Annotated in this window: 24 protein-coding genes; 12 read left to right on the plus strand and 12 right to left on the minus strand. The window is 67.1% G+C overall.

The window, feature by feature from the left end; genetic code table 11:
• Nucleotides 1-159: 159 nt before the first annotated feature.
• Nucleotides 160-3,498 carry an AfsR/SARP family transcriptional regulator gene (locus tag ACWEH3_RS00145; RefSeq protein WP_450017696.1) on the minus strand — a complete coding sequence of 1,113 codons (3,339 nt, stop codon included), beginning with the start codon at nucleotides 3,496-3,498 and terminating at the stop codon, nucleotides 160-162.
• A 132-nt stretch (nucleotides 3,499-3,630) separates the two neighbouring features.
• On the opposite strand from ACWEH3_RS00145, the gene ACWEH3_RS00150 reads away from it, so the two are divergent.
• Both ACWEH3_RS00150 and ACWEH3_RS00155 read left to right on the plus strand, forming a co-directional pair.
• Entirely contained in the window at nucleotides 3,631-4,095 is a 465-nt protein-coding gene (locus tag ACWEH3_RS00150; RefSeq protein WP_450017694.1) for an SRPBCC family protein, read from the plus strand.
• 126 nt (nucleotides 4,096-4,221) lie between these two features.
• A complete protein-coding gene (locus tag ACWEH3_RS00155; RefSeq protein ID WP_450017692.1) occupies nucleotides 4,222-5,091 on the plus strand; it encodes a 1,4-dihydroxy-2-naphthoate polyprenyltransferase in 870 nt (289 codons plus the stop codon).
• A gap of 95 nt (nucleotides 5,092-5,186) precedes the next feature.
• On the opposite strand, the gene ACWEH3_RS00160 is transcribed toward ACWEH3_RS00155, so the two are convergent.
• The 5 genes from ACWEH3_RS00160 to ACWEH3_RS00180 all read right to left on the minus strand — a co-directional run bounded on the left by ACWEH3_RS00160 (nucleotide 5,187) and on the right by ACWEH3_RS00180 (nucleotide 8,008).
• A complete protein-coding gene (locus tag ACWEH3_RS00160; RefSeq protein WP_450017690.1) occupies nucleotides 5,187-5,570 on the minus strand; it encodes a phage holin family protein in 384 nt (127 codons plus the stop codon).
• A gap of 74 nt (nucleotides 5,571-5,644) precedes the next feature.
• On the minus strand, nucleotides 5,645-6,226 hold the full coding sequence (locus ACWEH3_RS00165) for a Clp protease N-terminal domain-containing protein (protein ID WP_450017688.1): 582 nt from the start codon (nucleotides 6,224-6,226) through the stop codon (nucleotides 5,645-5,647).
• Nucleotides 6,226-6,447: a helix-turn-helix domain-containing protein gene (locus ACWEH3_RS00170; protein WP_039802098.1), complete on the minus strand. Its 222-nt coding sequence runs from the start codon at nucleotides 6,445-6,447 to the stop codon at nucleotides 6,226-6,228. Before ACWEH3_RS00170 ends, ACWEH3_RS00165 begins: the two co-directional genes overlap by 1 nt.
• Before the next feature lie 116 nt (nucleotides 6,448-6,563).
• Nucleotides 6,564-7,649: an L-cysteine desulfhydrase Cds1 gene (locus ACWEH3_RS00175; protein WP_450017685.1), complete on the minus strand. Its 1,086-nt coding sequence runs from the start codon at nucleotides 7,647-7,649 to the stop codon at nucleotides 6,564-6,566.
• Entirely contained in the window at nucleotides 7,646-8,008 is a 363-nt protein-coding gene (locus ACWEH3_RS00180; protein ID WP_450017683.1) for a DUF4229 domain-containing protein, read from the minus strand. Before ACWEH3_RS00180 ends, ACWEH3_RS00175 begins: the two co-directional genes overlap by 4 nt.
• Nucleotides 8,009-8,193: 185 nt before the next feature.
• Here ACWEH3_RS00180 and ACWEH3_RS00185 point away from each other — a divergent pair, with 185 nt between their 5' ends.
• Both ACWEH3_RS00185 and ACWEH3_RS00190 read left to right on the plus strand, forming a co-directional pair.
• Nucleotides 8,194-8,403, plus strand: a complete 210-nt coding sequence (locus tag ACWEH3_RS00185; protein ID WP_040783886.1) for a BldC family transcriptional regulator — start codon at nucleotides 8,194-8,196, stop codon at nucleotides 8,401-8,403.
• 117 nt (nucleotides 8,404-8,520) lie between these two features.
• Entirely contained in the window at nucleotides 8,521-8,727 is a 207-nt protein-coding gene (locus tag ACWEH3_RS00190) for a hypothetical protein (protein ID WP_355071985.1), read from the plus strand.
• Between the two features lie 192 nt (nucleotides 8,728-8,919).
• On the opposite strand, the gene ACWEH3_RS00195 is transcribed toward ACWEH3_RS00190, so the two are convergent.
• On the minus strand, nucleotides 8,920-9,528 hold the full coding sequence (locus ACWEH3_RS00195; RefSeq protein WP_450017681.1) for a hypothetical protein: 609 nt from the start codon (nucleotides 9,526-9,528) through the stop codon (nucleotides 8,920-8,922).
• Between the two features lie 311 nt (nucleotides 9,529-9,839).
• Here ACWEH3_RS00195 and lppU point away from each other — a divergent pair, with 311 nt between their 5' ends.
• On the plus strand, nucleotides 9,840-10,490 hold the full coding sequence (gene lppU / locus ACWEH3_RS00200; RefSeq protein ID WP_450017679.1) for an LppU family putative lipoprotein: 651 nt from the start codon (nucleotides 9,840-9,842) through the stop codon (nucleotides 10,488-10,490).
• A 293-nt stretch (nucleotides 10,491-10,783) separates the two neighbouring features.
• Here lppU and ACWEH3_RS00205 read toward each other — a convergent pair whose 3' ends face one another.
• Entirely contained in the window at nucleotides 10,784-11,443 is a 660-nt protein-coding gene (locus ACWEH3_RS00205) for a GNAT family N-acetyltransferase (RefSeq protein ID WP_450017677.1), read from the minus strand.
• A 265-nt stretch (nucleotides 11,444-11,708) separates the two neighbouring features.
• Here ACWEH3_RS00205 and ACWEH3_RS00210 point away from each other — a divergent pair, with 265 nt between their 5' ends.
• The 7 genes from ACWEH3_RS00210 to ACWEH3_RS00240 all read left to right on the plus strand — a co-directional run bounded on the left by ACWEH3_RS00210 (nucleotide 11,709) and on the right by ACWEH3_RS00240 (nucleotide 16,211).
• A complete protein-coding gene (locus tag ACWEH3_RS00210) occupies nucleotides 11,709-12,869 on the plus strand; it encodes a helix-turn-helix domain-containing protein (protein WP_450017675.1) in 1,161 nt (386 codons plus the stop codon).
• A 252-nt stretch (nucleotides 12,870-13,121) separates the two neighbouring features.
• Nucleotides 13,122-13,544 carry a hypothetical protein gene (locus ACWEH3_RS00215; RefSeq protein WP_450017673.1) on the plus strand — a complete coding sequence of 141 codons (423 nt, stop codon included), beginning with the start codon at nucleotides 13,122-13,124 and terminating at the stop codon, nucleotides 13,542-13,544.
• Between the two features lie 149 nt (nucleotides 13,545-13,693).
• Nucleotides 13,694-14,029, plus strand: coding sequence for a DNA-directed RNA polymerase subunit beta (locus tag ACWEH3_RS00220; RefSeq protein ID WP_450017671.1), 336 nt, complete (start codon nucleotides 13,694-13,696; stop codon nucleotides 14,027-14,029).
• A complete protein-coding gene (locus ACWEH3_RS00225) occupies nucleotides 14,026-14,295 on the plus strand; it encodes a hypothetical protein (RefSeq protein WP_450017669.1) in 270 nt (89 codons plus the stop codon). Before ACWEH3_RS00220 ends, ACWEH3_RS00225 begins: the two co-directional genes overlap by 4 nt.
• Nucleotides 14,296-14,542: 247 nt before the next feature.
• Entirely contained in the window at nucleotides 14,543-15,010 is a 468-nt protein-coding gene (locus ACWEH3_RS00230; protein ID WP_450017667.1) for a hypothetical protein, read from the plus strand.
• Entirely contained in the window at nucleotides 14,997-15,350 is a 354-nt protein-coding gene (locus tag ACWEH3_RS00235; protein WP_355071971.1) for a hypothetical protein, read from the plus strand. The genes ACWEH3_RS00230 and ACWEH3_RS00235 overlap by 14 nt, the downstream gene beginning before the upstream one ends.
• A 141-nt stretch (nucleotides 15,351-15,491) precedes the next feature.
• Nucleotides 15,492-16,211: a hypothetical protein gene (locus tag ACWEH3_RS00240; protein WP_450017665.1), complete on the plus strand. Its 720-nt coding sequence runs from the start codon at nucleotides 15,492-15,494 to the stop codon at nucleotides 16,209-16,211.
• A 231-nt stretch (nucleotides 16,212-16,442) separates the two neighbouring features.
• Here the strand turns inward: ACWEH3_RS00240 and ACWEH3_RS00245 are convergent, their stop codons facing one another.
• Genes ACWEH3_RS00245 through ACWEH3_RS00260 form a run of 4 tightly spaced genes read right to left on the minus strand, consistent with a single transcriptional unit; the run spans nucleotide 16,443 to nucleotide 20,575 of the window.
• On the minus strand, nucleotides 16,443-17,096 hold the full coding sequence (locus tag ACWEH3_RS00245; RefSeq protein WP_364424292.1) for a Uma2 family endonuclease: 654 nt from the start codon (nucleotides 17,094-17,096) through the stop codon (nucleotides 16,443-16,445).
• Nucleotides 17,097-17,136: 40 nt separating this feature from the next.
• On the minus strand, nucleotides 17,137-18,102 hold the full coding sequence (gene ccsB, locus ACWEH3_RS00250) for a c-type cytochrome biogenesis protein CcsB (RefSeq protein WP_356962571.1): 966 nt from the start codon (nucleotides 18,100-18,102) through the stop codon (nucleotides 17,137-17,139).
• Between the two features lie 2 nt (nucleotides 18,103-18,104).
• The gene (gene resB, locus ACWEH3_RS00255) at nucleotides 18,105-19,751 is read right to left on the minus strand and encodes a cytochrome c biogenesis protein ResB (protein WP_450017662.1); all 1,647 of its coding nucleotides are present in this window, start codon (nucleotides 19,749-19,751) and stop codon (nucleotides 18,105-18,107) included.
• Nucleotides 19,748-20,575, minus strand: coding sequence for a cytochrome c biogenesis CcdA family protein (locus ACWEH3_RS00260; RefSeq protein WP_450017660.1), 828 nt, complete (start codon nucleotides 20,573-20,575; stop codon nucleotides 19,748-19,750). The genes resB and ACWEH3_RS00260 overlap by 4 nt, the downstream gene beginning before the upstream one ends.
• Nucleotides 20,576-20,586: the final 11 nt, after the last annotated feature.

Genomic DNA, 20,586 nt, shown 5'->3' on the forward strand with positions numbered 1-20,586 from the left:
TTGTGTTGTGTGGTGTTGTGTTCTGGTCGCGCCCACCCCCCCCTCTCTTCATACCGCCCTCTGCGGCCGCGGGTCCGCCCCCGCCGCGATCCCGGGGGGGGGGGGGCCCCCCCCCCCCCCCCCCCGCTGCGCTGCCGCGCGCGACGGTGCGTCGACTGATCAGTGGGCGTCGACCAGGCCTTGCAGCAATTTCATGATGCGATCCGCGGACCTGTTCCGGCGCAGGTGGCCGAGGCGGCGGCGGGCTTCGGCGACCGGGCCGGGACCGAGCTTCGCGGTCGCCGCGTCCAAGTGCCGTTGCCACCGCATCGAGGGAAAGTCCTGTCGGCACACGACGTTCGGGGCCAGGATGAGCAAGTCGAGCCCCACCGTGACCTCGCGGTCGACGGCGATGAGGTACGAGCCGATCGCGCAGGCGACGCCGCCGATCTGTGGCAGGTCCCGGTACTGGGTCATCGTCGGCACAGCCATCTCGGCAAGCTGCGTGGGCAGAGTCGCGTCCGGGTCGGCGGCGCCGTGTATCACTTGCGCGGCGAGCGCCGTCGCGGCCAGCATCAGGGCGCCGGGCCCGGGGCCGAGCGCGTTGTCCGGCCAGCCGAACAGTTCCAGCGCGCGTTCGTAGCGAGCGAACCCGCCCGCGGTGTCACCTTCCGCGAACGCCAACTCCGCCGAGCTCTGCATCACGGTGGACAGCAGCCGGTTCTGTCCGAGGGACGAGTTGTCCAAGTCCGGCGTGCCGAACGCGAGGTCGAGTTCCTGCCGGGCCTGCTCCAGCTCGCCGATTCCGACCAGTGAAGCCACCAGGAGGCTACGGATCTCCACCGTGTCCTCGTAGGCACCGAGCCGCTGCAACACCTCGAGCGAGCGGCGGTAATAGGTCACCGACTCGTCGTAGCGGGCGATCTGTCCACAGACCTGTCCGAGGTGCCTGCTCACCATGGCCACGCTCCACACGTTCTCGCGCCCGAGTACCTCCAGCGCCTTGATCGCATCGATGGTGGAGCCGCGCACATCGCCGAGGTTCTCCCGGATGTTGGCTCGAAACAACAGCGCCGAACCCCTGGTCTCCGGATCGGCCGAACGCGCCGCCTCGGCGAGCAGCCTGCTGAAGCCGCGTCCGTCGGCCCTCGTGAGCATGACCCTGGCGATGAATCGGCTGTTCTCGGTGAGTTCGACGGGAAGGCGAAGCAATCGGCGCACCCGCTTGCGGAGCACGGCGATCTCCCTGGCGCTGCCGTTGGTGTAAGCGAGATGCAGGAACGTCATCTGGTAGGTGACGAGCACCAGATCCGGACGCGGACCTTCCGGGCCGAAGCCGGCCGGCTCCAATTCGATGACCCGCTGGGCCCAGGCGATCACTTCCAAGTGCGATCCGCGGATGATCCACAGTGTGGCGACGACCGGAAACACCGTGTAGGCCGTCGCGGCGTCCCGCCTTTCGATCGCGCAACGCAGCGCGGCGAGCAAGTTGTCCACCTCCGCCGCCACGGAGAGCGCGAGGTGGAACTGATCGCCGGTCATATACCGGCTCGCCACGTCATCGGCGTAGTCCTTGGCCCACCGCATCATCCGGGTATCGACCGATTCCGGCTCTCCCGCCGCGGCGGCCAGCTGCTCTTCACCGTATTCCCGCACCGTCTCCAACATCCGGTAGCGGGTGCCGAGCACTTCGTCGTCCAGCACGGTGAGCAGCGATTGGTTGACCAGGCCGTCGACGGCCGCGGCGACATCGACCACGTCGGCTCCGCCCGCGACCGCCTCCGCCGCCGACAGCGTGAAACCGGCGGGAAATCGGCACAACCGGCGCAACGCGACTTGCTGTTCGGTGTCGAGCAGGTTCCAGCTCCAGTCGATCACCGCGTGCAGCGTGCGATGCCGTTCGGGCGAACTGCGATCGCCGTGGCGCAGCAGCGCGAACCGATCGGCCAGCCGCTCGTTGATCTCCTCCACGCTCATCACGCGCACGCGGGCCGCGGCCAGCTCGATGGCCAGCGGCAGCCCGTCGAGGGTGTGGCACAGCTGGGCGACCACGTCCGGCTCCAGCCGGACGCCGGGCCGCACCGCCCTGGCGCGCGCGGCGAACAGCTCGGTGGCGGGCGAGCCCGCCGGATCGATGGTCAGCGGCGGCAAAGGATAGACCGTCTCGGCGGTGATGGTCAGCGGCGAACGGCTCGTGGTGAGCACGGTCAGCCGCGGTGCGACGCCGATCAGATCGGCGACCACCATGGCGACGGCGTCGATCAGATGCTCGCAGTTGTCCAGGATCAGCAGCATGGCGCGCGCCGACACCGCGTCGTGCAGCCGCCCGCGCAGATCGACGATCTGTCCGGAACGCAGCGTGGCCGCGTCGAAGGTGACCTCGCTGAGCCCGAGTACCGCGGCGATCGCCGCCTCGATCTCGACCCTGGCTTCGTCGCCTTCGGCGCGCACCGAGGCCAGCTCGACCAGCGCCACCGGACAGGTGGCCGCCGCCTGCCAACCGATCTCGTTGGCGACCCTGGTCTTGCCCGCACCGCCCGGACCGAGCACGGTCACCACCCGGGCATCCCGGAGCAGCTCGATCAGCGCGGTGATATCGGCGGCCCGGCCGAGCAGTGCGTTCGGCGCGGCACGCAGGCCGATCGCGGCGAGGTGCGGTGTCTGTACGTCAGCGGCCGATGGCGTCGCCTCGGCCGCGAGCCCGCTTCGGGAACCGCCGTCTTCGCTCGCCGCGCTGCCCGAGCGCGGCGGCGCGACGCGGCCTATCCGCTCCCCACGCAGGATCGCCGTATGCATCTCGGTGAGCGCGGGTCCCGGGTCCGTGCCGAGTTCCTCGGCCAGCCGGGAGCGGAAAGCGGCGAACGATTCCACCGCCTCGTTGGGCCGTCCCGCCGCCGCCAGCAGGCGCATCAGGGTCTGCTGCGCGGGCTCGTCCAGCGGTTCCGCGGCGGCGCGCAGCCGAGCGAGACGCAAGGCTCCATCGACGTCGCCGCCGTCCTCGCGTGCGGCGAGTTCGAGTTCGTCCAGTTCGGCCAGACGCCGCCCGGCCGCTGCGCGCAGCTCGTCGGCGAGGTCGCCCGGCGGCAGATCGGCACCGGGATCCCCGCGCCACAGCTCCCGCGCCCGGGTGATTTCCGCCAGGCATCCCGGAAGGTCTCCCGCCGCGCGCAGCCCGCGCGCCCGTGCCAGGCGCTCGCCCACCGAGGACAAGTCGACCTGATCGGCGCCGAGGGTCAACCGATAGCCCGCCGGGCCGATTTCCAGCGCGCCCTCCGGCAGCGCCGAACGCAACCGGGAAACCTGGGTGTGTAGCGCGTTCATCGGCGAGCGCGGCGGCTGTTCGCCCCAGACGTCCTCGATCAGGGCCTGCGCGCCGCGGCTGCGACCCGGCCGCAGAGCCAGGGCGGTGAGCAGCAGCCGGGAGCGCGCGCCGGGCAGCGGCGTCAGCGTGCCGTCACGGCGCAGCGCGACCTCGCCCAGCAAGGCCACCACGACCGATTCGCCTGCGGGCGTCGTCACTGCTCGACTGTGGCCGTGCGGGCCGCTGTGCTCCGGAAACATCCCGCGGTCATCGTAGGCGAGCAGGCCCGAGAAGCTCGACACGAATTCTTTGCCGCGACTGCGAGCGGTCGGTCGCATAGTGTGACCCCCATGGCTGAGTTCGAGGTGGTCCGATCGGCCGTGATCACGGCCGACCCCGCGCGCGTGCACGGGCTGATCAACGATTTCCACAAGTGGGTCGAGTGGTCGCCGTGGGAGGACCTCGACCCGCAGCTCCAGCGCAGTTACTCCGGCGCGGAATCCGGTGTCGGCGCGCGCTACGCCTGGAGCGGCAACCGCAAGGCGGGAGCGGGCAGCATGGAGATCGTCGGCAGCGCCGAGCGCGAGATCGGCGTGCGCCTGGAGTTCATGAAGCCCATGAAGGCCACCAACATGGTGACCTTCATCCTGGACCCGGTCGAGACCGGCACCGAAGTGACCTGGCGGATGACCGGCCGGCAGACCGGCCTGATGGCCGTCATCGGCAAGCTCATCCCGATGGACAAGTTCGTCGGCCGGGATTTCGAGAAGGGACTCGCGCGGATGCAGGAGGCGGCGATGGCCGAAACGGCCTGATCGCCGTGCGCGGGCCGAGGACGGACTGCGTCCGACTCTGCCCATTATGCGGAACCTCCGCCTTCGCTGCGGCCATGCGCGAGCTGAGGACGGACTGCGTCCGACTCTGCCCATTATGCTGCGAACATGGCTACTGCAGCGCAATGGATCGAGGGCGCGCGACCCCGTACCCTGCCGAACGCGATCGCCCCGGTACTCGCCGGGACCGGCGCCGCCGCGTCGATCGACGGTGCGGTGTGGTGGAAAGCGATTCTCGCGCTGTTCGTTTCGCTGGCGCTGATCATCGGCGTGAACTTCGCCAACGACTACTCCGACGGCATCCGCGGCACCGACGACGTTCGGGTCGGCCCGCTGCGCCTGGTCGGGCAGAAATTGGCCTCGCCCACCGCGGTGAAGACCGCCGCGATCGTCAGCTTGGTCGTCGGGGCCGTCTTCGGCCTGGTGCTGGTGCTCACCAGTGCCTGGTGGCTGCTGCTCGTCGGCGCGGCCTGCCTGGCCGGCGCGTGGTACTACACCGGCGGCAGGAAGCCCTACGGCTACAGCGGATTCGGTGAAGTGGCGGTGTTCGTCTTCTTCGGCCTGGTCGCCGTGCTCGGCACCCAGTTCGTGCAGGCGGGCCGGATCGACTGGGTCGGTGCGCTGCTCGCGATCGCGGTGGGCGCGTTCTCCAGCGCCGTGCTCGTCGCGAACAACCTGCGTGACATCCCCACCGACACCGGGTCCGGAAAAGTGACCCTCGCGGTCAAACTCGGCGATCCGCGCACCCGCACGCTGCATCTGGCCCTGCTCACCGTGCCGTTTCTCGCGACGTTGGCGCTGGTCGCCCGCACGCCATGGGCACTGGCCGGACTGCTCGCGATACCGCTCGCCGTGCGCGCCAACGCACCGGTGCGCGGCGGCAAGGGCGGCCTGGAACTGATTCCCGCGCTGCGGGATTCCGGCCTGGCGTTGCTGGTCTGGTCGGCGGTCACCGCGCTGGCGGTCGGGCTGGGTTAGCGCGCCACCGGGCCTGACGCTCGCGGGGCGCGCCGGCCAGGTGAACCCGATGGTGCGAGGGGAGACCGAACGTCGTGCGTTCGCGCCGGCGCGGACTAATCCTCGTCCGGAACGAGGATGCCGAGCACCCAGTTCACGAGCGAGACGATGATGCCGCCGAACACCGCTGCCCAGAAGCCGTCGACCCGAAGGCCGTAATGGCTGAACGCCCCGGTGATCTCGGCCGTCAACCACAGCATCAGCGCGTTGATCAGAAGCAGGAACAGGCCGAGCGTCACGATCACCAGCGGTAGTGACAGCAATTTCACGATCGGCTTGACCAGGGCGTTCACCGCCGTGAACACCGCGGCCACCGCGAGGACCACACCGATCTTGGCGCCGTTGCCGCCTTCCGGAGCGAGAATGTCGATCTTGTCGACCCAGACGGCGGCCAGCCAGATGGCCACCGCGTTGATGATCAACCGAATCACGAGCTGCATGGCCCAATGCTAGGCGTCGGAGGCGGACACGCGCCGCTGGAAAACACGAACTCCCGCAGCGCATGTCCGCCTGCTCAAGCCGCGCGGTCGAGCAGGGCGTGCACCTTGGGCCGCAATTCACCGATCGCGGCGGAACCGCCGAACAGGCGCACCGTCGTCTCGTTCGGGGCGCGCAGGATGCCCAGCAGCATGTGCCCCGACTCGATGGTCTTGTCCTTGCGACCGAGCGCCTCACGCAGGGAGAGCTCGAGCACCTTCTTCGCTTCCTTCGTGAACGGAATGTGCCCGTAGTACCCACCGCGGCTCCACGGGAACGGCCCACGGCGCGGGTCCGGCGCGGCGCGGTCGAGCGCGTCCTCGCCGAAATGCGTTTCCAGCGACTCCCGGACGGCATCCAGATCGATGCCGATGGATTTCAAGGCTTCGGCGTCCTCGGGGCCGAGCGGTATCCCGCTGCCCTGCTCGGCCAGCGCGCGGCGCACACCATCGCGAGTTAGTCCCGCTTCCGCGAGCAACGCCGTCAACTCCGGCTCGGCATGTGCGAGCAGGCCGAGCAATACGTGCTCCACCTCGATATTCGACGCGTGGAGTTCGCGCGCGTCCTCCTGGGCGACGACGATCGCCGTGCGCGCAGACCTGCTGAACCGCTCGAACATCAGCGGATCCTGCCTTTCCGGTTGTACTTCTGGTGGACTGCCTGCCTGCTCACCTCGAGCGCCTCCGCGATCGCCTGCCACGACCAGCCCTGAGCACGGGCGTTGGCCACCTGGATCGCCTCGAGACGTTCGAGCAGCCTGCGTAGCGCGAGCACCGCGCGCAGCCCGACCTTCGGATCGGGACTGCCCGCGGCCGCCGCGAGTGTGGTTGCTTCCGTCATGACGTCAATTTTGATTGACACACGCGCATGATGTCAACAAAAATTGACAACTGCGGGCGCGATTGAGCCCCGTTCAGCCTCCGGCGAACAAATCCCCTGGCCGGGGTACGAACCGATCAGGCGTCCCAGATTCCGGTCGCCACGAACTTCTCCAGGACAGCGGCGGGCTCCGCGAGCTCCAGCCCCTGCGACGCCACCCACGCGTCATCGAAATACGTTCCGGCGTAGCGATCCCCACCGTCACACAGCAGCGTGACGACACTGCCGCCGCGCCCTTCGGACAGCATCTCGGCGATCAAGGCGAAAACTCCCCACAGGTTGGTGCCGGTGGAGCCGCCGACCCGGCGGCCGAGCCGCGCGCTCGCGAACCGCGCCGCCGCGATGGACGCCGCGTCGGGCACCTCGAACATGCGGTCCACGATCTGACCGACGAACGAGGGCTCCACGCGCGGGCGGCCGATGCCTTCGATCCGGGAGGGCATGCCGGTCTGGTAACCCGCGTCTCCCGTCTCGTAACCGCCGTAGAAGGCGGAGTTCTCCGGATCCACCACGGCCAGCTTGGTCGCATGCCTGCGGTACCGGATGTAGCGGCCGATCGTGGCGCTGGTGCCGCCCGTGCCCGCGCCGACCACGATCCATTCCGGCACCGGATTGGTCTCCAACGCCATCTGCTGGAAGATCGACTCGGCGATGTTGTTGTTGCCGCGCCAGTCGGTCGCGCGCTCGGCGTGGGTGAACTGGTCCATGTAGTGACCGCCGCATTCGGCCGCCAGCCGCGCCGCCTCGGTGTACATGTCCGGCGGGCGCCGCACGAAATGACATCGACCGCCTTGGGCCTCGATCAGCGCGATCTTCTGCGGAGAGGTGCTCGCCGGCATCACCGCGACGAAGTCCAAGCCGAGCAGTTTCGCGAAATAGGCTTCGCTGACCGCCGTCGAACCCGAGGACGCCTCGACCACGGTCGTCCCCTCGGTGACCCAGCCGTTGCAGATCGCGTACAGGAACAGCGAGCGAGCCAGGCGATGCTTGAGGCTGCCGGTGATGTGGGTGGACTCGTCCTTGAGGTAGAGCTGGATGTTCCACTCGGCAGGCAGCGGGTAGCGCAGCAGATGGGTGTCCGCGCTGCGCTGGGTGTCGGCGTCGATCAACCGCACCGCGTTGTCGACCCAATCGCGCGGCGCGGTGTGATCGCAGGACTTCACGAAGACTTCCCCGACTCCGGCGCGGCGGGCGGCTCGTCGCCGCGCAACCGCGCCCGTAGCTCGGCCTTGTCGCGGCGCCTGCGCTCGTCGACCAGGGCGATGTCCTCGTTCACCTTGGCCCGCAGCCGCTTGAACAGCACCAGCGACAGCGGCATCGCGATGATGAGCGCGAACAAGGCCGCGACCACGATGGGGATGTCCACCGACACCAGCCGCGCGGCCAGCACGATCAGCGCGGCGAGCACTACCACGAGACCCAACCTGGCGACGGTGTAAAGGGTCAGATTGCGGGCCAGACGACGACCTGCGCCAGCCGTTTGCTGTCCGGAAGCACCTTTTGGTGGATTCGCGTCACGCACATCCCTCAGCCTATGCGAAGCTGTTGCCCGCCCCCGGTGCACGCCCAATAGCCGGGGGTGGGGCGCGCATCCGTTTTGTCTATTACCTCCCCTTTACCAACTGTAGGTGGTTCGAGTACCTAGGGGTTTCAGTGCGACGATGGCGCCATCTGATGAGGGAACTGTCGAGAACGGAGAGGTTTGCTATGACTGCGATCACCGTCGGCGGCCAGGACACCCTGCTGACTCCGGGCCAGGTTGCTGCCCTGTTCCACGTCGACCCCAAGACCGTGACGCGCTGGGCCCACGCCGGGCGCCTCGGGTCGCTGCGCACACCGGGCGGACATCGCCGGTTCCGCGAATCGGAAGTACTCCAGCTGCTCAAGTCGCTGACCACCGAGGCGACCGCACGCTGATCGCAGGGCGCGCGGGCCCGTCGTGCTCGGGTCCGCGCTCGCCCGCAGACCATTTTCGCGTCTGCGGTGTGCTGGAGTCACGTCCGCGGCTACCCTCGTAATCAGGAGGTGAGCGACGTGACGTACCTGTTGGCACTCATCGCGGTGGTGGCAATAGCGGTGTTGTGCTGGAAGGCGTTCGGCCCCGAGCGGACTGGACCCACTGCCCCGCAATCGCGTTCACCACGGCGCAAGCGCGTGATCGGACCCGACGACGACCCGGAGTTCCTCTGGCGACTATCTCGTCAGCACCGTGACGGCGAGTCCGGTTCCGCCGAGCGTTGATCTTCGCAGTACCCGCGCGATAGCACGCGTCCAGCGGTATCCGGCGTTCGCGCGATTTCATCGCTCTGCCGTGGCGCCGTCCCGGCGGGGGCCGAATCTCCACCCTCGACGGACGCCACGACGATCGACAACCCGGTCCGGGTGCGGCGGGCGCGCTGCGGTGCGCCTGCCGCTCCCGATCCGCGGCATCGATCAGGGTTCGCCGTTGACGACCGCCATCAGCGCGTCGGTGAACGGCTGTCCACCCTGAATGGCTCCGCCCGCGATCGCGCCGACGACCAGGCCGATCGGGCCGGTGATGATGCTGAAGAAGCCCAGGCCGATCAGGGCCCCGAGCAGCCCGCCGATCAGCGCGCCGCCGACCACGCCGACCACGTTCTGGTTCAGCTCGGCGATGAGACGGTTCATCGAGCTGATCGGCTGCATTTCGCCGATCTCCTTGGCGCCTGCCACCGGGGTGAGCGCGAGACGCCGTCCGCTGTCGCTGATTTCGTGCGCGACCGACAGCTTGCTGCCGGAAACCTGGTAGGTCAGCGGCACTTCGGCCACCACAGCTCCGGTATCGGAAGTCAGCTTGATCTTGGTGCCGTCGTCGGCCACCGCGAAGGTGCCGTGCTCGACGGCGGTCGAGATGGCTCCGGTCTCGCGCGAGACCGTGGTGTGGTAATCGACCCCCTGCTCTACACCGGTTGTCGTGATTTCACGCTCCGGTTCTACGGGTTTCGCGTTCGCGGCCCCCGCTGTGATGCCCACTGCGGCAACCGCGCCGAGCGTAATGGCGGCAATAGTGCCGAACTTCATTCTGGAATTCCTTCTCACCGAGGCACCGGCTCCGGAGGCCGGATGGCGTGTGACTGTACAGCGCCCGTGACTAGTTTCCAGACTTGGCGACCGGCACACCTGATCGCGAAGTTCGTTATCCGATCGTGATCACTCCTGGCCCGGATACCGCCCCGAAGGCGAATTCCCAGCGCGGATCGCTACCCGTGGGAAGGAAAACTCGACGCGGACGTGCCGCGTAGTGTAAGCATGGCGTGGTCTTCAATCCGCAAGATTCACAACTTCGGGTCGCTAGGTGGGTTCGAAGGGTTCACAGCTCTTGGAGGACGTACGTGTCGCGCCAACGTGTCCGCGCCGGTATCACCCTGGCCGCCTTCATGGTCGGGACCGGACTGGCGGCCACCATCGTGGTCGTCGCCGCGCTATCGATGTCCGGCCCCGCTGACGAGCCGGCCAAGGCCGCCGCTCAGACCAATAGCGCCGCAACCACGGCCGCGCCCCCGACGACCACCGAAGAACCGCTGCCGACCACCACGGAGGCGCTGCCGACCACGTCGGCGATGCGCGGCGCGTCGAATAAGAGCGCCACCAGCATGCAGGTGAACATCGGCGACTGCGTCCAGCTCGGCGGCGCGGGCGCGATCGACAAAACCGCTTGTGGGAGCCCGAACTCCGTCTACAAGGTCGTCGAGAAGGCACCGGCGAACGCCAGCTGTCCCACCGATGCCGACCACACCTACAACGAAACCCTGCACGGGGCGACGCAGGCCGCGCTGTGCCTGGACATCGACTGGGTCGTCGGCGGCTGCATGGAACTGACTCCCGGCAGCCCGAAGCGCCTCGACTGCGCCGCCCACACCCCGGGCGCGGTCCGGGTGATCGATATCAAGCAGAACACCGTCGATGTCAACGCGTGCGGGTCGGCCGACAGCGGAATCGTATACCAGCAAAGGCATTTCGTGGTTTGCGTGGCGCGGCTGTAGGTGCCGTTACACCTCCGCGATACGGACTTTCCGTCCACGAGGGAGCCGCGACTTTGCGGCCGATTAACAGACATGCGAAGTCTTGTGTCCCTTAAGGCGAGACGCAGAACGTTATTTGTTCAGCCGGTGGATAATTCGCGTGCTGCCACCCGCGCGTTACACGCGTCGTGCACCAGAGAAGATCTCACGCAATTCGGTATGCACAGTCTGAAACGTTCGCATTCAATTATTTTGACGCAATCGCACCAATAAAAACCCTACTTTTCCGCGAAATGCTCTCCGGCGGGCGCTCGTCAGCCCGCACCGTCGAGTGCGAGACCCATGAGCACCGCGTCCCACAGCTCGCCGCTGCGGCGTCGGTAATGCCCGCGCAGGACGCCCTCGACCTCGAAACCGGCTCGGTCGTAGAGCGTCATCGCGTGCCGATTGTGCGGCCATACTTGCAGACTCACCTTGTGAGCACCCCGACCCCGCGACCAACTGATGACTCGCTCGAGCAGCGCCGACCCGATGCCACCTCCCCGCCGGTCCGCCGCGACCATCATGCCGAAGGTGGTGACGCCAGGTGTGCCGAAGTAGACCGTCGCCGTGCCCACGATGCCTCCGTCGATCTCCGTCACGAAGACACCGCGCTTCTCGTCGCCGAGATGCGCTCGGATCTGCCGTGCGGCGTCTTCCACGTCTAACGGCGCTTCGGCCCCGATCCATTTGCCCTCCGCCGCCACCGCCACGCGCAGTTGGACGATGCCGTCGACATCGCCTTCCTCAGCAACACGAGCCGTGGGGCCGGTCAGCGACCGCGGTCTCGCCGACGGGCGGCTCGGGGAGAGCCGCGCGTACATGAACATGTCGCGACGACTTTCGCCGACTTGCTGCCACCCGCGCAGCAGCCCCTCACGCCGGAATCCCGCCCGCTCGGCAGTCCGGATGGAGGCGGTGTTCCACGGTTCCACGTGGAGCTGCAGCCGGGCAACGGGATCGTGTCGTCGTCCGATGCTTCCCGAACCAGTTCGAGATCAGCAGACGACATCGACCAAGGTCGAAGAACCAAGTCACCTGCCGCTGCGGTCAATTCCGGCACGCGACGCATCCGGGCCGTATCCGAGTTCTTCCCCACCAGACGATGATCACCGTCCGCGATCACGGGCGCTAGCGGATTCGGCCGTGCTGGTTCGACATCAGCCTGACGAGCGTCCCAAGGTCCCGTAGCCTCGGGCCATGAGCACAGATCTCGGGGAACGCTTGCGATCTGTTCGCAAGCGGAGCGGTCTGACGCAACGCGAACTCGCACAGAGTTCAGGGGTATCGCTATCTCTGATTCGCAAGATCGAACAGGGCGAGCGCGATGACACTCGCGTACAGACACTTCGACGGCTGGCTGTGGCGATGCGCTGTCCGCTCTCGGCTCTTCTCGGTCCCACCCCCCGCCGACCCGAGCCCGAAAGCGGCGAACTCTGGCTCCCTACTCGGCGGGCTCTCGTGTCTAGCGCAGACGGACACGCGGCCGAGACGCCTCCTGAGCGGAGCATGAACGAGTCGCTTGTCGCAGCGGTGAAGCTCTACCACGATAACGAGTACGACGAATTGAGTCGGCTACTTCCCCGCTTGATACTCGATGGACGCGCCGCGTCGCCGCTCATACGGTCCCGGATCCTGCAACTGGTCGGGTCGGTGCTGGTCCAGACTCGGCAACTCCAGCCTGCGAGAACCGCGCTCGAGCAGTCACTCCGGGATGCCGAATCGACCGGGAATGTGCTCGATTCCGCGTCGGCAGTGATCACTTTGTGCTGGCTGCTTCTTGTAGAACGGCAGTTCGAGCAAGTCCGCACCTTGGCCGTGTCGTGGGCTGACCGTGTCGAGCCGCGCCTGTCGGTCGCCACAACACGGGAACTGTCGACCTGGGGATGGTTGCTGTTGCGCGGCTCGGCCGCAGCGATACGCGACAACCGGCCGGACGAGGCGGACGAAATGATGCGCCTCGCGAACGCGGCAGCGGCAGCGGTCAAATGGGATTCGGGCAATTATCACCAGTATTGGACGACGTTCGGGCCTGCCACGGTCGCCATGAAGCGGGTCGAGAATGCCATCGTGGACGACCGTCCCGACCTCGCGTTACGCCTGGCCCGCGACGTGCCGTCAGGGCTGCGTCCGACCTCCGACAACCGGAACAGGCATCTGCTCGATGTCGCCGCAGCACACATCGAACTCCGAAACTATGACACCGCGTTCGACGTTCTGGTTCAGCTGTCTCGCGAGGCCCGCCCGTGGCTGATCGAACAGCGGTCCGCCAAGGATTTACTCGGCCGGATCATCACCAGACGGCGCACTCTGACACCTGAGATGCGAGACCTCGCTGATCTTCTGCGACTGGACTACTGAAATCGCGGCTCTCGATGGCACTTTCGCCGGTTGGTCTGCCGAGAGTGCCATTGTTGACCACGTTCTCGACCTGTTACTCTTTCTCCGGCCCCGACGCCGGGGTGAGCCGGCCGCTTCGAAATCTCGGCCGCACCAGTACAGCTATCACCGCTTCCTGGTGCTGAGCCCTCGGCGTCGGGTGCTTTCCAATCGGATCGCAGGGAGGCGCAGGGGATGGATGCGAGCAGTCGGCAGGGGTTGTATCGGGCGGGAGTGCCTGAGTTGGAACGGATCGCGGCGTATCTGAAAGACGAGTCGACGCCCTTGCGTGGCTCGCTGACAGATACGCACGGCGCACTGGCTATCGGGATGCGGTGCGCGGCGGTCGCGGGGGCGGACGCCGTGCACGATCGAGCGACGATCGAGGCGCTCGCACGGCGGCACGGTTACACATTGGCCGCGATCTATGTGGTTGCGCCGCAGACGGTATCGCCGGTGGCGGCGGCGCGTGTGTTGGAAATGGTGCACGTCGCCCGCGCGAGTGCGGTGATAGTTCCGGGGATGGCGCATCTGGGCGGCTCGGTTCCGGCCGACTTCACGCGAGTGTGCAGTGTGATCATGCCGGGACATGTGATGCTCGGCCGCGCCCTGTACCCGACCCCGGCACCGTCGGGGGACGCGGAGGCTCAGGCATGAGCGCGCCAGGCATCGAAGACTTCGATCTTGCAACCCCATCCGGGCAGTGCGCGTACTACAAGATGATCTGTCAACTCCCTGCCGAGGTAGAACCTGAAGCACTCGGCCGAATCGTGGTGCGAGCAGGTTCGCTGGTGTGGGGTGTCTCGGTGCCGGAGCCGTTGGGGCGGGCAGCGACGGACCGGTTGCGCAGCGGCGGATACGGTCTCGGCCCGATCATCACGCACCCGCATTCCCTGACCTGGACATTCCTGGTGCGGCCTGATCTGCCCGACGAACCTCGAATCTTCGCGGGCCTGTTCCGGGATCGCGTGAAGGTGATCCGCGACGGCGGATTGATCGCCCTCCCTTCCCCGGCCGACAGCAACACCGCATACCGCGCATGGCTCGAGGTTCCCTGCGACACCTACCGGCCCTCAGGACGGCTGGTGGTGGAAGCAGTGCAAGCATCCCTGCTCGCACGCGCGGTCAGGACAGGCCGATGAACTCGCACGGCGAATCGATCACGCCCCCGATTCGCAGTCGCATGACCGGCCCCGCCCAGTCTCCGCACCCGAAGGAACCCGACGTACACCTTTCGGTCTACCTGCACGACCAGCGCATGGACTTCGCCGCATGCCTGACCGCCGCATTGGTATTCGTCCAGGACTGGAACGCCCGCCACCGCCCCGGCGCGGTAACCGTCCTACCCGGCGACCCCACCGGCCTCCCCCGCCTCCCGAACGAGCGGCTCTACCTCGAATGTTGGTAAGGCCAGCCGGGTGCCCGTCGACACCAGGGAAGGGATCGAGTCACTCAAGGGAACCGATCGAGGGAACCAAAGTCGTGGCCGGTGCGTCAAAGCATGTTGAAAAGCAATGAAGTTGGCAGTCAGGACGGCGCGCTACCACCACCCGCTGGAGGCGATTGAGCCGTATCGGGCCGCTGACGCGCCATCACCGGGGAAGCAACGAAATTTCAGATAGGCACCGATCCGGTGCGACTACGTGGGGGTTGAGATGAAGATACGCACATTGATCGTCGCCGCAGCGGCGGTGTTCAGCCTGATCGGCGGGGCGGTCCAAAGCCCACTGGCTCATGCGTCATTCCCCTGGGGAGCGTGCGGAATCAGCTCGCCTGCGGACAAGGTCGTCACAACCTTCGGCGACTGGAAACTGCTGTGTGGAGACGAAGAATCAGGCTATCGACACATCCAGCAGAGACACATGAGCGAGTGGGAAGGCCTTGCAGGAATCGAAGGTCGCAATTGGAGGGACATCGCCGACATGGCGATCGCCAAAGCTCACGACGCACCCGACTGGCATGGCTCGGTCGGGAGCGGCAAGTACTGTTACACGGGGCAGATCTATCTCGTCAACCGCGCCACGGGAGCGATAGCCAAGACGGTTCAGCCCACCGTGATCGTGAACGAGAGAGGCAAGATCATCACCGCCTACCCAGGAGGAGCCTGTGGTGGAAAAGTCTGATCCGAATCTGGCTGAACTCACTGATTCGGTGATTCGTGCCGGTAACGAGTGGGGATACCAGATCGGCCGCGGCAGCGCAGGTCGGCTGCTACTCACGGCTGTAGGCGAATCACCGGTGGTTCCCCCCGTAGAGTTCCGCTTCACCGACCAGGAACTTCATGACTACTATTCGCGCCTCGCGGCGAAAGCTGGAACTCCCAATGGCGAGAGCACGCCGTGGAAGACGTGGATGGTTCTGATGTCGACTCACCTCAGCGAGGCCGTCTACAAGGCGGGGGTGCTCAACCAGCCATGCGCCATCGTGATCGATAGGGCTGGATTCTGGGCCGAACCGGCATAGCCAGCGGCTCGAAGTGCCTCAGAGGAATGCTTGCGGCAAGCCGTCCCCTGCGACGACCCCAGAATCACCGCGACAGCAGGCTCTATTCGAGCGCACGAACATGTTCTCGGAGGGGCATCCGCTGACCAAGGAGGTAACTCGGTGCCCGACGCAGAGGCGGATGGCCGGTTCGATCTGCTGCTGTGCCGCGCGATTCCGCTGGTCCTCGCTCCGGCTGGTACTGCAGTCGGTCCGCGGGTGCGGGGAGTCGTACGCGCGGACTCCGGACATGCCCGCATTGTGCTGTCGCCGGACGCGGCGATGGTCTCGGGAATTGCGGTGGACTACGAATTGGCCTCCGCCACAATGCTGCTCGATGTCACCGGCGCTATCGACCACGCGCGGTTCACCATCGCGCCCGCTGTCACACAGCTACTGGCTGACCACGAGGACCAACCGTGTGACAGTCACGGCAACACCGTCCTCGCCGCGGCCGAGACCGGATTCGACTACACCGCCGAAGCCGATTCCGGTGACCAACGCCTGTTCAGTCTGTTCAGCCTCTTGGTCGGGGGCGGCCTGCCCTGGTTCGCCGACGACTACACGTTCGCAGGATTCCTGTACACCGACGCCGACACCTGCCGCATCTACATCCATGTCACCCGCACGGACCGCACCTACGGCATCGACCTGGCCGTCAGCGGCACCGACGGCCGCCCGACCGGATACGCCTACCTCGCCCAAGAACTGGCACCGCTGGTGCGTACCGGCGACCTCGCTCGACAGCCGGTTCTCGACGACACCGACGACTACTGCGACAGCGTCGTGGACCTGCGCGCCTGGATGGGACCGGCGGGGTCCGGAGCCTCCAGTACTGTCTGACCACTGAGTGTGAGCGGAATGGGCGAAGCATCACGGCTAAGGCCGCGTGGCCCTCGGCCGTGCCCCGGTCGAGTTCGTCCCGGACGATCTCCTTCGCCCGTTCCGCAAGGTCGGGTTCGGCGAAGGCGATGCCATCACTGTGGAACGTGCAGGTCCGGCCTCCTCCTGCACCAGGGCGATCGATGATCGATGATCGCGGCTGCCACCGTGATGGGGCGAGCCGACCTGACGTCAGAATTCGAGTTCGGTCCATGGGATAGCGATCGCGAACGGGCGGTCGAACTCGATACCGTCCCGGTTCTGGTGGGTCCATTCGGCCGCGAGGATGTAATTAGCGGCACGGAGCGGATGGACTCCGTCCGGGAGTTGCGCATGGCCGATGTCGAGACCGTAAGCGCGAACGGTGGCGATCGCGCTGACCTCACGGGCCAACGTCACTTCCCAGTACCAAGGGATGCCAGCGCTGGCGTACCGACCTTTCTTGGCTTCGATGTCCGTCTGCGTGTTGGACGGGGACAAGACTTCGCCGACCAGGAGGACATCGCCTCCCCGTACGTCCTGATAGGGCGATTCGAGACAGCGGTGAACGAGGAAGTCCGGGGTCAGGAAGTTGGACTTGCCGGTGCGTCCCAGGAAGACGTTGGTTTCGAAGTTGACGCGCCAGCAGTGTTCCGGCCGGTCCGCCATCGACTTTCGCGCACAGCGCTCGAGGGAGTTGGTCAGCCGACGGGTGAAGACCTGGTGTTCGCCGGGCCCGCGTCGTACCCAGACCACGCGACCGTCCCACAACTCGATCTGCTCCGCGATCTCCTCGGGGAGTCGCTCCAACTCCTCCCAGGTCATCGACTCAGGGAGGTCCGGCCGTTGGATGTGTGGCACCGACATGCCGCAATGGTAGCGGCCTATGCAGGGGTCAGAACGCCCCTCAGTTCAACCCCGCATACGAATGCAACCCGCTGATCACCATGTTGATGATGAACAGGTTGAACAGCATCGCGACGAAGGCGGCGATGTTGATCCAGGCGGCCTTGGTGTCGCGCCAGCCGGAGGTGGCGCGGGCGTGGAGGTAGGCGGCGTAGAGGACCCAGGCGATGAAGGAGCAGGTTTCCTTCGGGTCCCAGCCCCAGAAGCGGCCCCAGGCGGCTTCGGCCCAGATCGCGCCGAGGATGACGCCCGCGCCGAACAGCGGGAAGCCGATGATGGTGGCCTTGTAGGCGAGCCGGTCCAGAGTGCGGGCGTCGGGCAGTCGGCGGGCGATGGCGCCGAGGACGTTGGCCGACTCCTGGCCGTCCGGCTGACGCAGGCGGTAGAGGAAGAGCATGCTCGCCACGCCCGCGAACAGGAATACGCCGCTGCCCACGCTGACGATGGTGACGTGCACCGGCAGCCAGAACGACTTCAACGCGGGCACCACCGGCGCGGCGTCGGCGTACAGCACCGTGCCTGCGAGGAACAGCAGGATCAGCACCGGCACCAGCAGGAACACCCACATGGCGCGGTAGCGCTGCTCGCGCAGGAGCGCGATCCCGACCAGCACGGCCGCCGCCGTCGCCATGGTGACGAACTCGTACATGTTGCCCAGCGGGAAGCGGTGCGTCGCGAAGCCGCGCAGCACGATCGCGCCCACGTGCAGCGCGATGGCCACCATGAGCACCGAGAACGCCATGTTGCCCAGCCGCTCCGACAGCGGCCGCCCCGCGGGCTCGCTGACGCGGCCGGGTCCCTGCGGTGTCGACCCGCCGCCCACCGTCACGAGCTCGCGCTCGGAGACCTGGCGGCTGCGCGCCGTCGCGTACTGCCAGATCAGCAGTACCAGCACCAGCGCGTACACCACGATCGCCGTTTTGAAAGCGAAATCGCTGTACCTGGCGATGGTCTCGTCGATCGGCATCGTCACTCTCCCGTGGTCTCGGCGTGCTCATCGAGCAGGCGCGTGCGCAGCCGGTCGAACTCGCCGCCCCAGCCCGCCTGGTCGGTCCTGGCGAGCCCGCCCATCTCTACTACAGTGCGTCGTTGGTCCACGGTACCGCCCGCGTCCTCGGCCGGGTAGACCCGCACCCAGATCCGCCTGCGCTTGATCAGCAGCGACACCAGCAGGCCCGCCATCATCAGCAGCGCGCTCACCAGCACCCACTGCTGGGCCGGGTCGTGTGAGACCTGAAGATTCACGAACTCCTGCGCGCCGTCGAAGGTGACCTTGGTGCCGTTCGGCAGCGTGGTCGACTCGCCGGGGCGGAGATTGACCCTGGCCTCCTTGGAGAGCCTGCCCTGCTTGACCTGCTCTGGGTCCAGGGCGAACAACGATTGCGGCTTACCGGTGTCGAGGCCGGTGTCGCCCCGATAGATGTCGACCGCGACGGCGGGATCGTTCATCGCGGGGTACGCGGAGGACAGCAACGATCCGTGGAACATCGCCGTGGGCGCGAACAAGCCCTCGATCGCGATCTGGTTCTTGCGGCGCTCCTCGTCGCTGGCGTACATGCCACCGGGCGGGTCGATCCGCAGCACGCCGCTGGACAGGAACGTCGAGGCGTCGTCGGGCCGCCACTGAATGGACTCGGTGCGGGTCTGGCCGTTGGGGAAGGTGACCGTGAAGGTCGGCGCGTAGCCGTGCCCTTGCAGGTAGAGCCGGTCACCGGCGACGCGAAGCGGATGGTTGACCTGCACCCTGGTGTCGCGCCAGGTGTTCGACCGCAGATCGTCGCCCGCCTGGTAGGAGAGGTTCGCGGTGAACATCTCCGCTTGCCCGTTGGTCAGGTAGTCGGCCTGGAAATCCTTCACCCGCACGCACACCGGGGTCATGCCGGTGCCGTCGTTGACGTTGCCCGCCTTGAACGAGTCGAACACCGCGGGCGAGGTGGTGCAGAAGCCGGGGCCGTTGTTCGCCAGCACGATGACGCTGCCCTCGTAGCCGAACAGCTTGCCCATCGCGATGGCGACCAGCAGCCCGACCAGCGCGAGGTGGAACACCAGATTGCCGAGTTCGCGGGTGTAGCCCTTCTCCGCGGACAGCGCCAGTTCACCCTCGCGAGGACCGGGGCGGACCTCGGTGCGCCAGCCACGCAGCTGGGCGCGGGCGTGGTCGATCAGCTCCTGCGGCGACCGCTCGACCCGGCCCGCGTAGTGGTGCGGAAGCCTGGTCAGGTTGCGCGGCGCGCGCACCGGCGGTGTGCGCAGAGCGCGGTAGTGGTCGAGCGTGCGCGGCAGGATGCAACCGACCAGTGAGATGAACAGCAGCACGTAGACGGCCGTGAACCAGAAACTGGAGAACACGTCGAACAGCTCGAAGCGGTCCATCCACGGGCCGAGCGTGGGCCGGCCGGCAATGTACTGCTCGACCTTCTGCTCGTTGAGGTTCCGCTGCGGCAGCAGCGCGCCGGGAATCGCGGCCAGAGCGAGCAGGAACAGCAGGACCAAGGCGGTGCGCATGCTGGTGAGCCCGCGCCAGGTGTTGCGCAAGAACGCCCAGGCCCGCCCGATCAGCGATTGACGCGGCGGACGCTCGGGGCTTTCGATCGTGGGGTGGTCGGTCACGGTCATATCGGCAGGGTCACCTCGGAGACGAACGCGTCGCGCACCCAGGCGACGAACTGGTCCCATGCCCCGGTGACCAGCGCGGCGCCGACCGCGACGAGCAACATGCCCCCGATGATCTGAATGGTGCGGGAATTGCGGCGCAGCCACCCGACCCCACGCAGCGCGCTCGCCGACCCGAACGCCAGCACCACGAACGGCAGACCGAGGCCGAGACAGTAAGCGACGATCAGCGCGACCCCGCGCACCGCCGTGGTCCCGTCGGTGCCCGCGGCCACGGCCATGACGCCCGACAGCGTGGGGCCGAGGCACGGCGTCCATCCCAGCGCGAACACCCCGCCCAGCAGCGGCGCGCCCATGAGGCTGGTGAGCCTGCGCGGCTCCATCCGGGTGTCGCGCTGCAACGCGGGCACCAGGCCGATGAAGACCAGACCCATCAGGATCGTCACCACACCGCCGATGCGTTGCAGCAGTTCACGATTCACGTTGAGGGTCTGGATGACGCCGAACACGGTCGCGGTGGCGAGCACGAAGACGACGGTGAAACCGGTGACGAACAAACCGGCCGCACCCGCGACCCGCATCCGTCCCGACCGAGGCGGCCGCGCGGCAGTCGCGACGCGTCCGCCGGTGGCCTCCGCCACCGTGGCAGGCGGCGCCTCCGCACCGACGAGTCCGGCCAGATAGGACAGGTACCCCGGCACCAGGGGCACCACACACGGCGAAGCGAACGACACCAGACCGGCGAGCAGGCACGCGCCGAGCGCCAGCAGCAGCGGCCCGGAGGCCGCCGTCTGCTGGAACGAATCACCGACTGCGGCGAGCACCATCACAGGTCCTC

This window comes from Nocardia sp. NPDC004718, from assembly GCF_053601535.1.

Bases quoted from the DNA above. Each gene is read 5' to 3' on its own strand.
- ACWEH3_RS00225 (WP_450017669.1), top strand. From the start codon at position 14,026: ATGAACTCGCACGGCGAATCGATCACGCCCCCGATTCGCAGTCGCATG.
- ACWEH3_RS00150 (WP_450017694.1), top strand. From the start codon at position 3,631: ATGGCTGAGTTCGAGGTGGTCCGATCGGCCGTGATCACGGCCGACCCC.
- ccsB (WP_356962571.1), bottom strand. From the start codon at position 18,102: ATGCCGATCGACGAGACCATCGCCAGGTACAGCGATTTCGCTTTCAAA.
- ACWEH3_RS00165 (WP_450017688.1), bottom strand. From the start codon at position 6,226: ATGTTCGAGCGGTTCAGCAGGTCTGCGCGCACGGCGATCGTCGTCGCC.
- ACWEH3_RS00260 (WP_450017660.1), bottom strand. From the start codon at position 20,575: ATGGTGCTCGCCGCAGTCGGTGATTCGTTCCAGCAGACGGCGGCCTCC.
- ACWEH3_RS00155 (WP_450017692.1), top strand. From the start codon at position 4,222: ATGGCTACTGCAGCGCAATGGATCGAGGGCGCGCGACCCCGTACCCTG.
- ACWEH3_RS00160 (WP_450017690.1), bottom strand. From the start codon at position 5,570: ATGCAGCTCGTGATTCGGTTGATCATCAACGCGGTGGCCATCTGGCTG.
- resB (WP_450017662.1), bottom strand. From the start codon at position 19,751: ATGACCGTGACCGACCACCCCACGATCGAAAGCCCCGAGCGTCCGCCG.
- ACWEH3_RS00185 (WP_040783886.1), top strand. From the start codon at position 8,194: ATGACTGCGATCACCGTCGGCGGCCAGGACACCCTGCTGACTCCGGGC.
- ACWEH3_RS00230 (WP_450017667.1), top strand. From the start codon at position 14,543: ATGAAGATACGCACATTGATCGTCGCCGCAGCGGCGGTGTTCAGCCTG.
- ACWEH3_RS00210 (WP_450017675.1), top strand. From the start codon at position 11,709: ATGAGCACAGATCTCGGGGAACGCTTGCGATCTGTTCGCAAGCGGAGC.
- ACWEH3_RS00245 (WP_364424292.1), bottom strand. From the start codon at position 17,096: ATGTCGGTGCCACACATCCAACGGCCGGACCTCCCTGAGTCGATGACC.
- ACWEH3_RS00195 (WP_450017681.1), bottom strand. From the start codon at position 9,528: ATGAAGTTCGGCACTATTGCCGCCATTACGCTCGGCGCGGTTGCCGCA.
- ACWEH3_RS00170 (WP_039802098.1), bottom strand. From the start codon at position 6,447: ATGACGGAAGCAACCACACTCGCGGCGGCCGCGGGCAGTCCCGATCCG.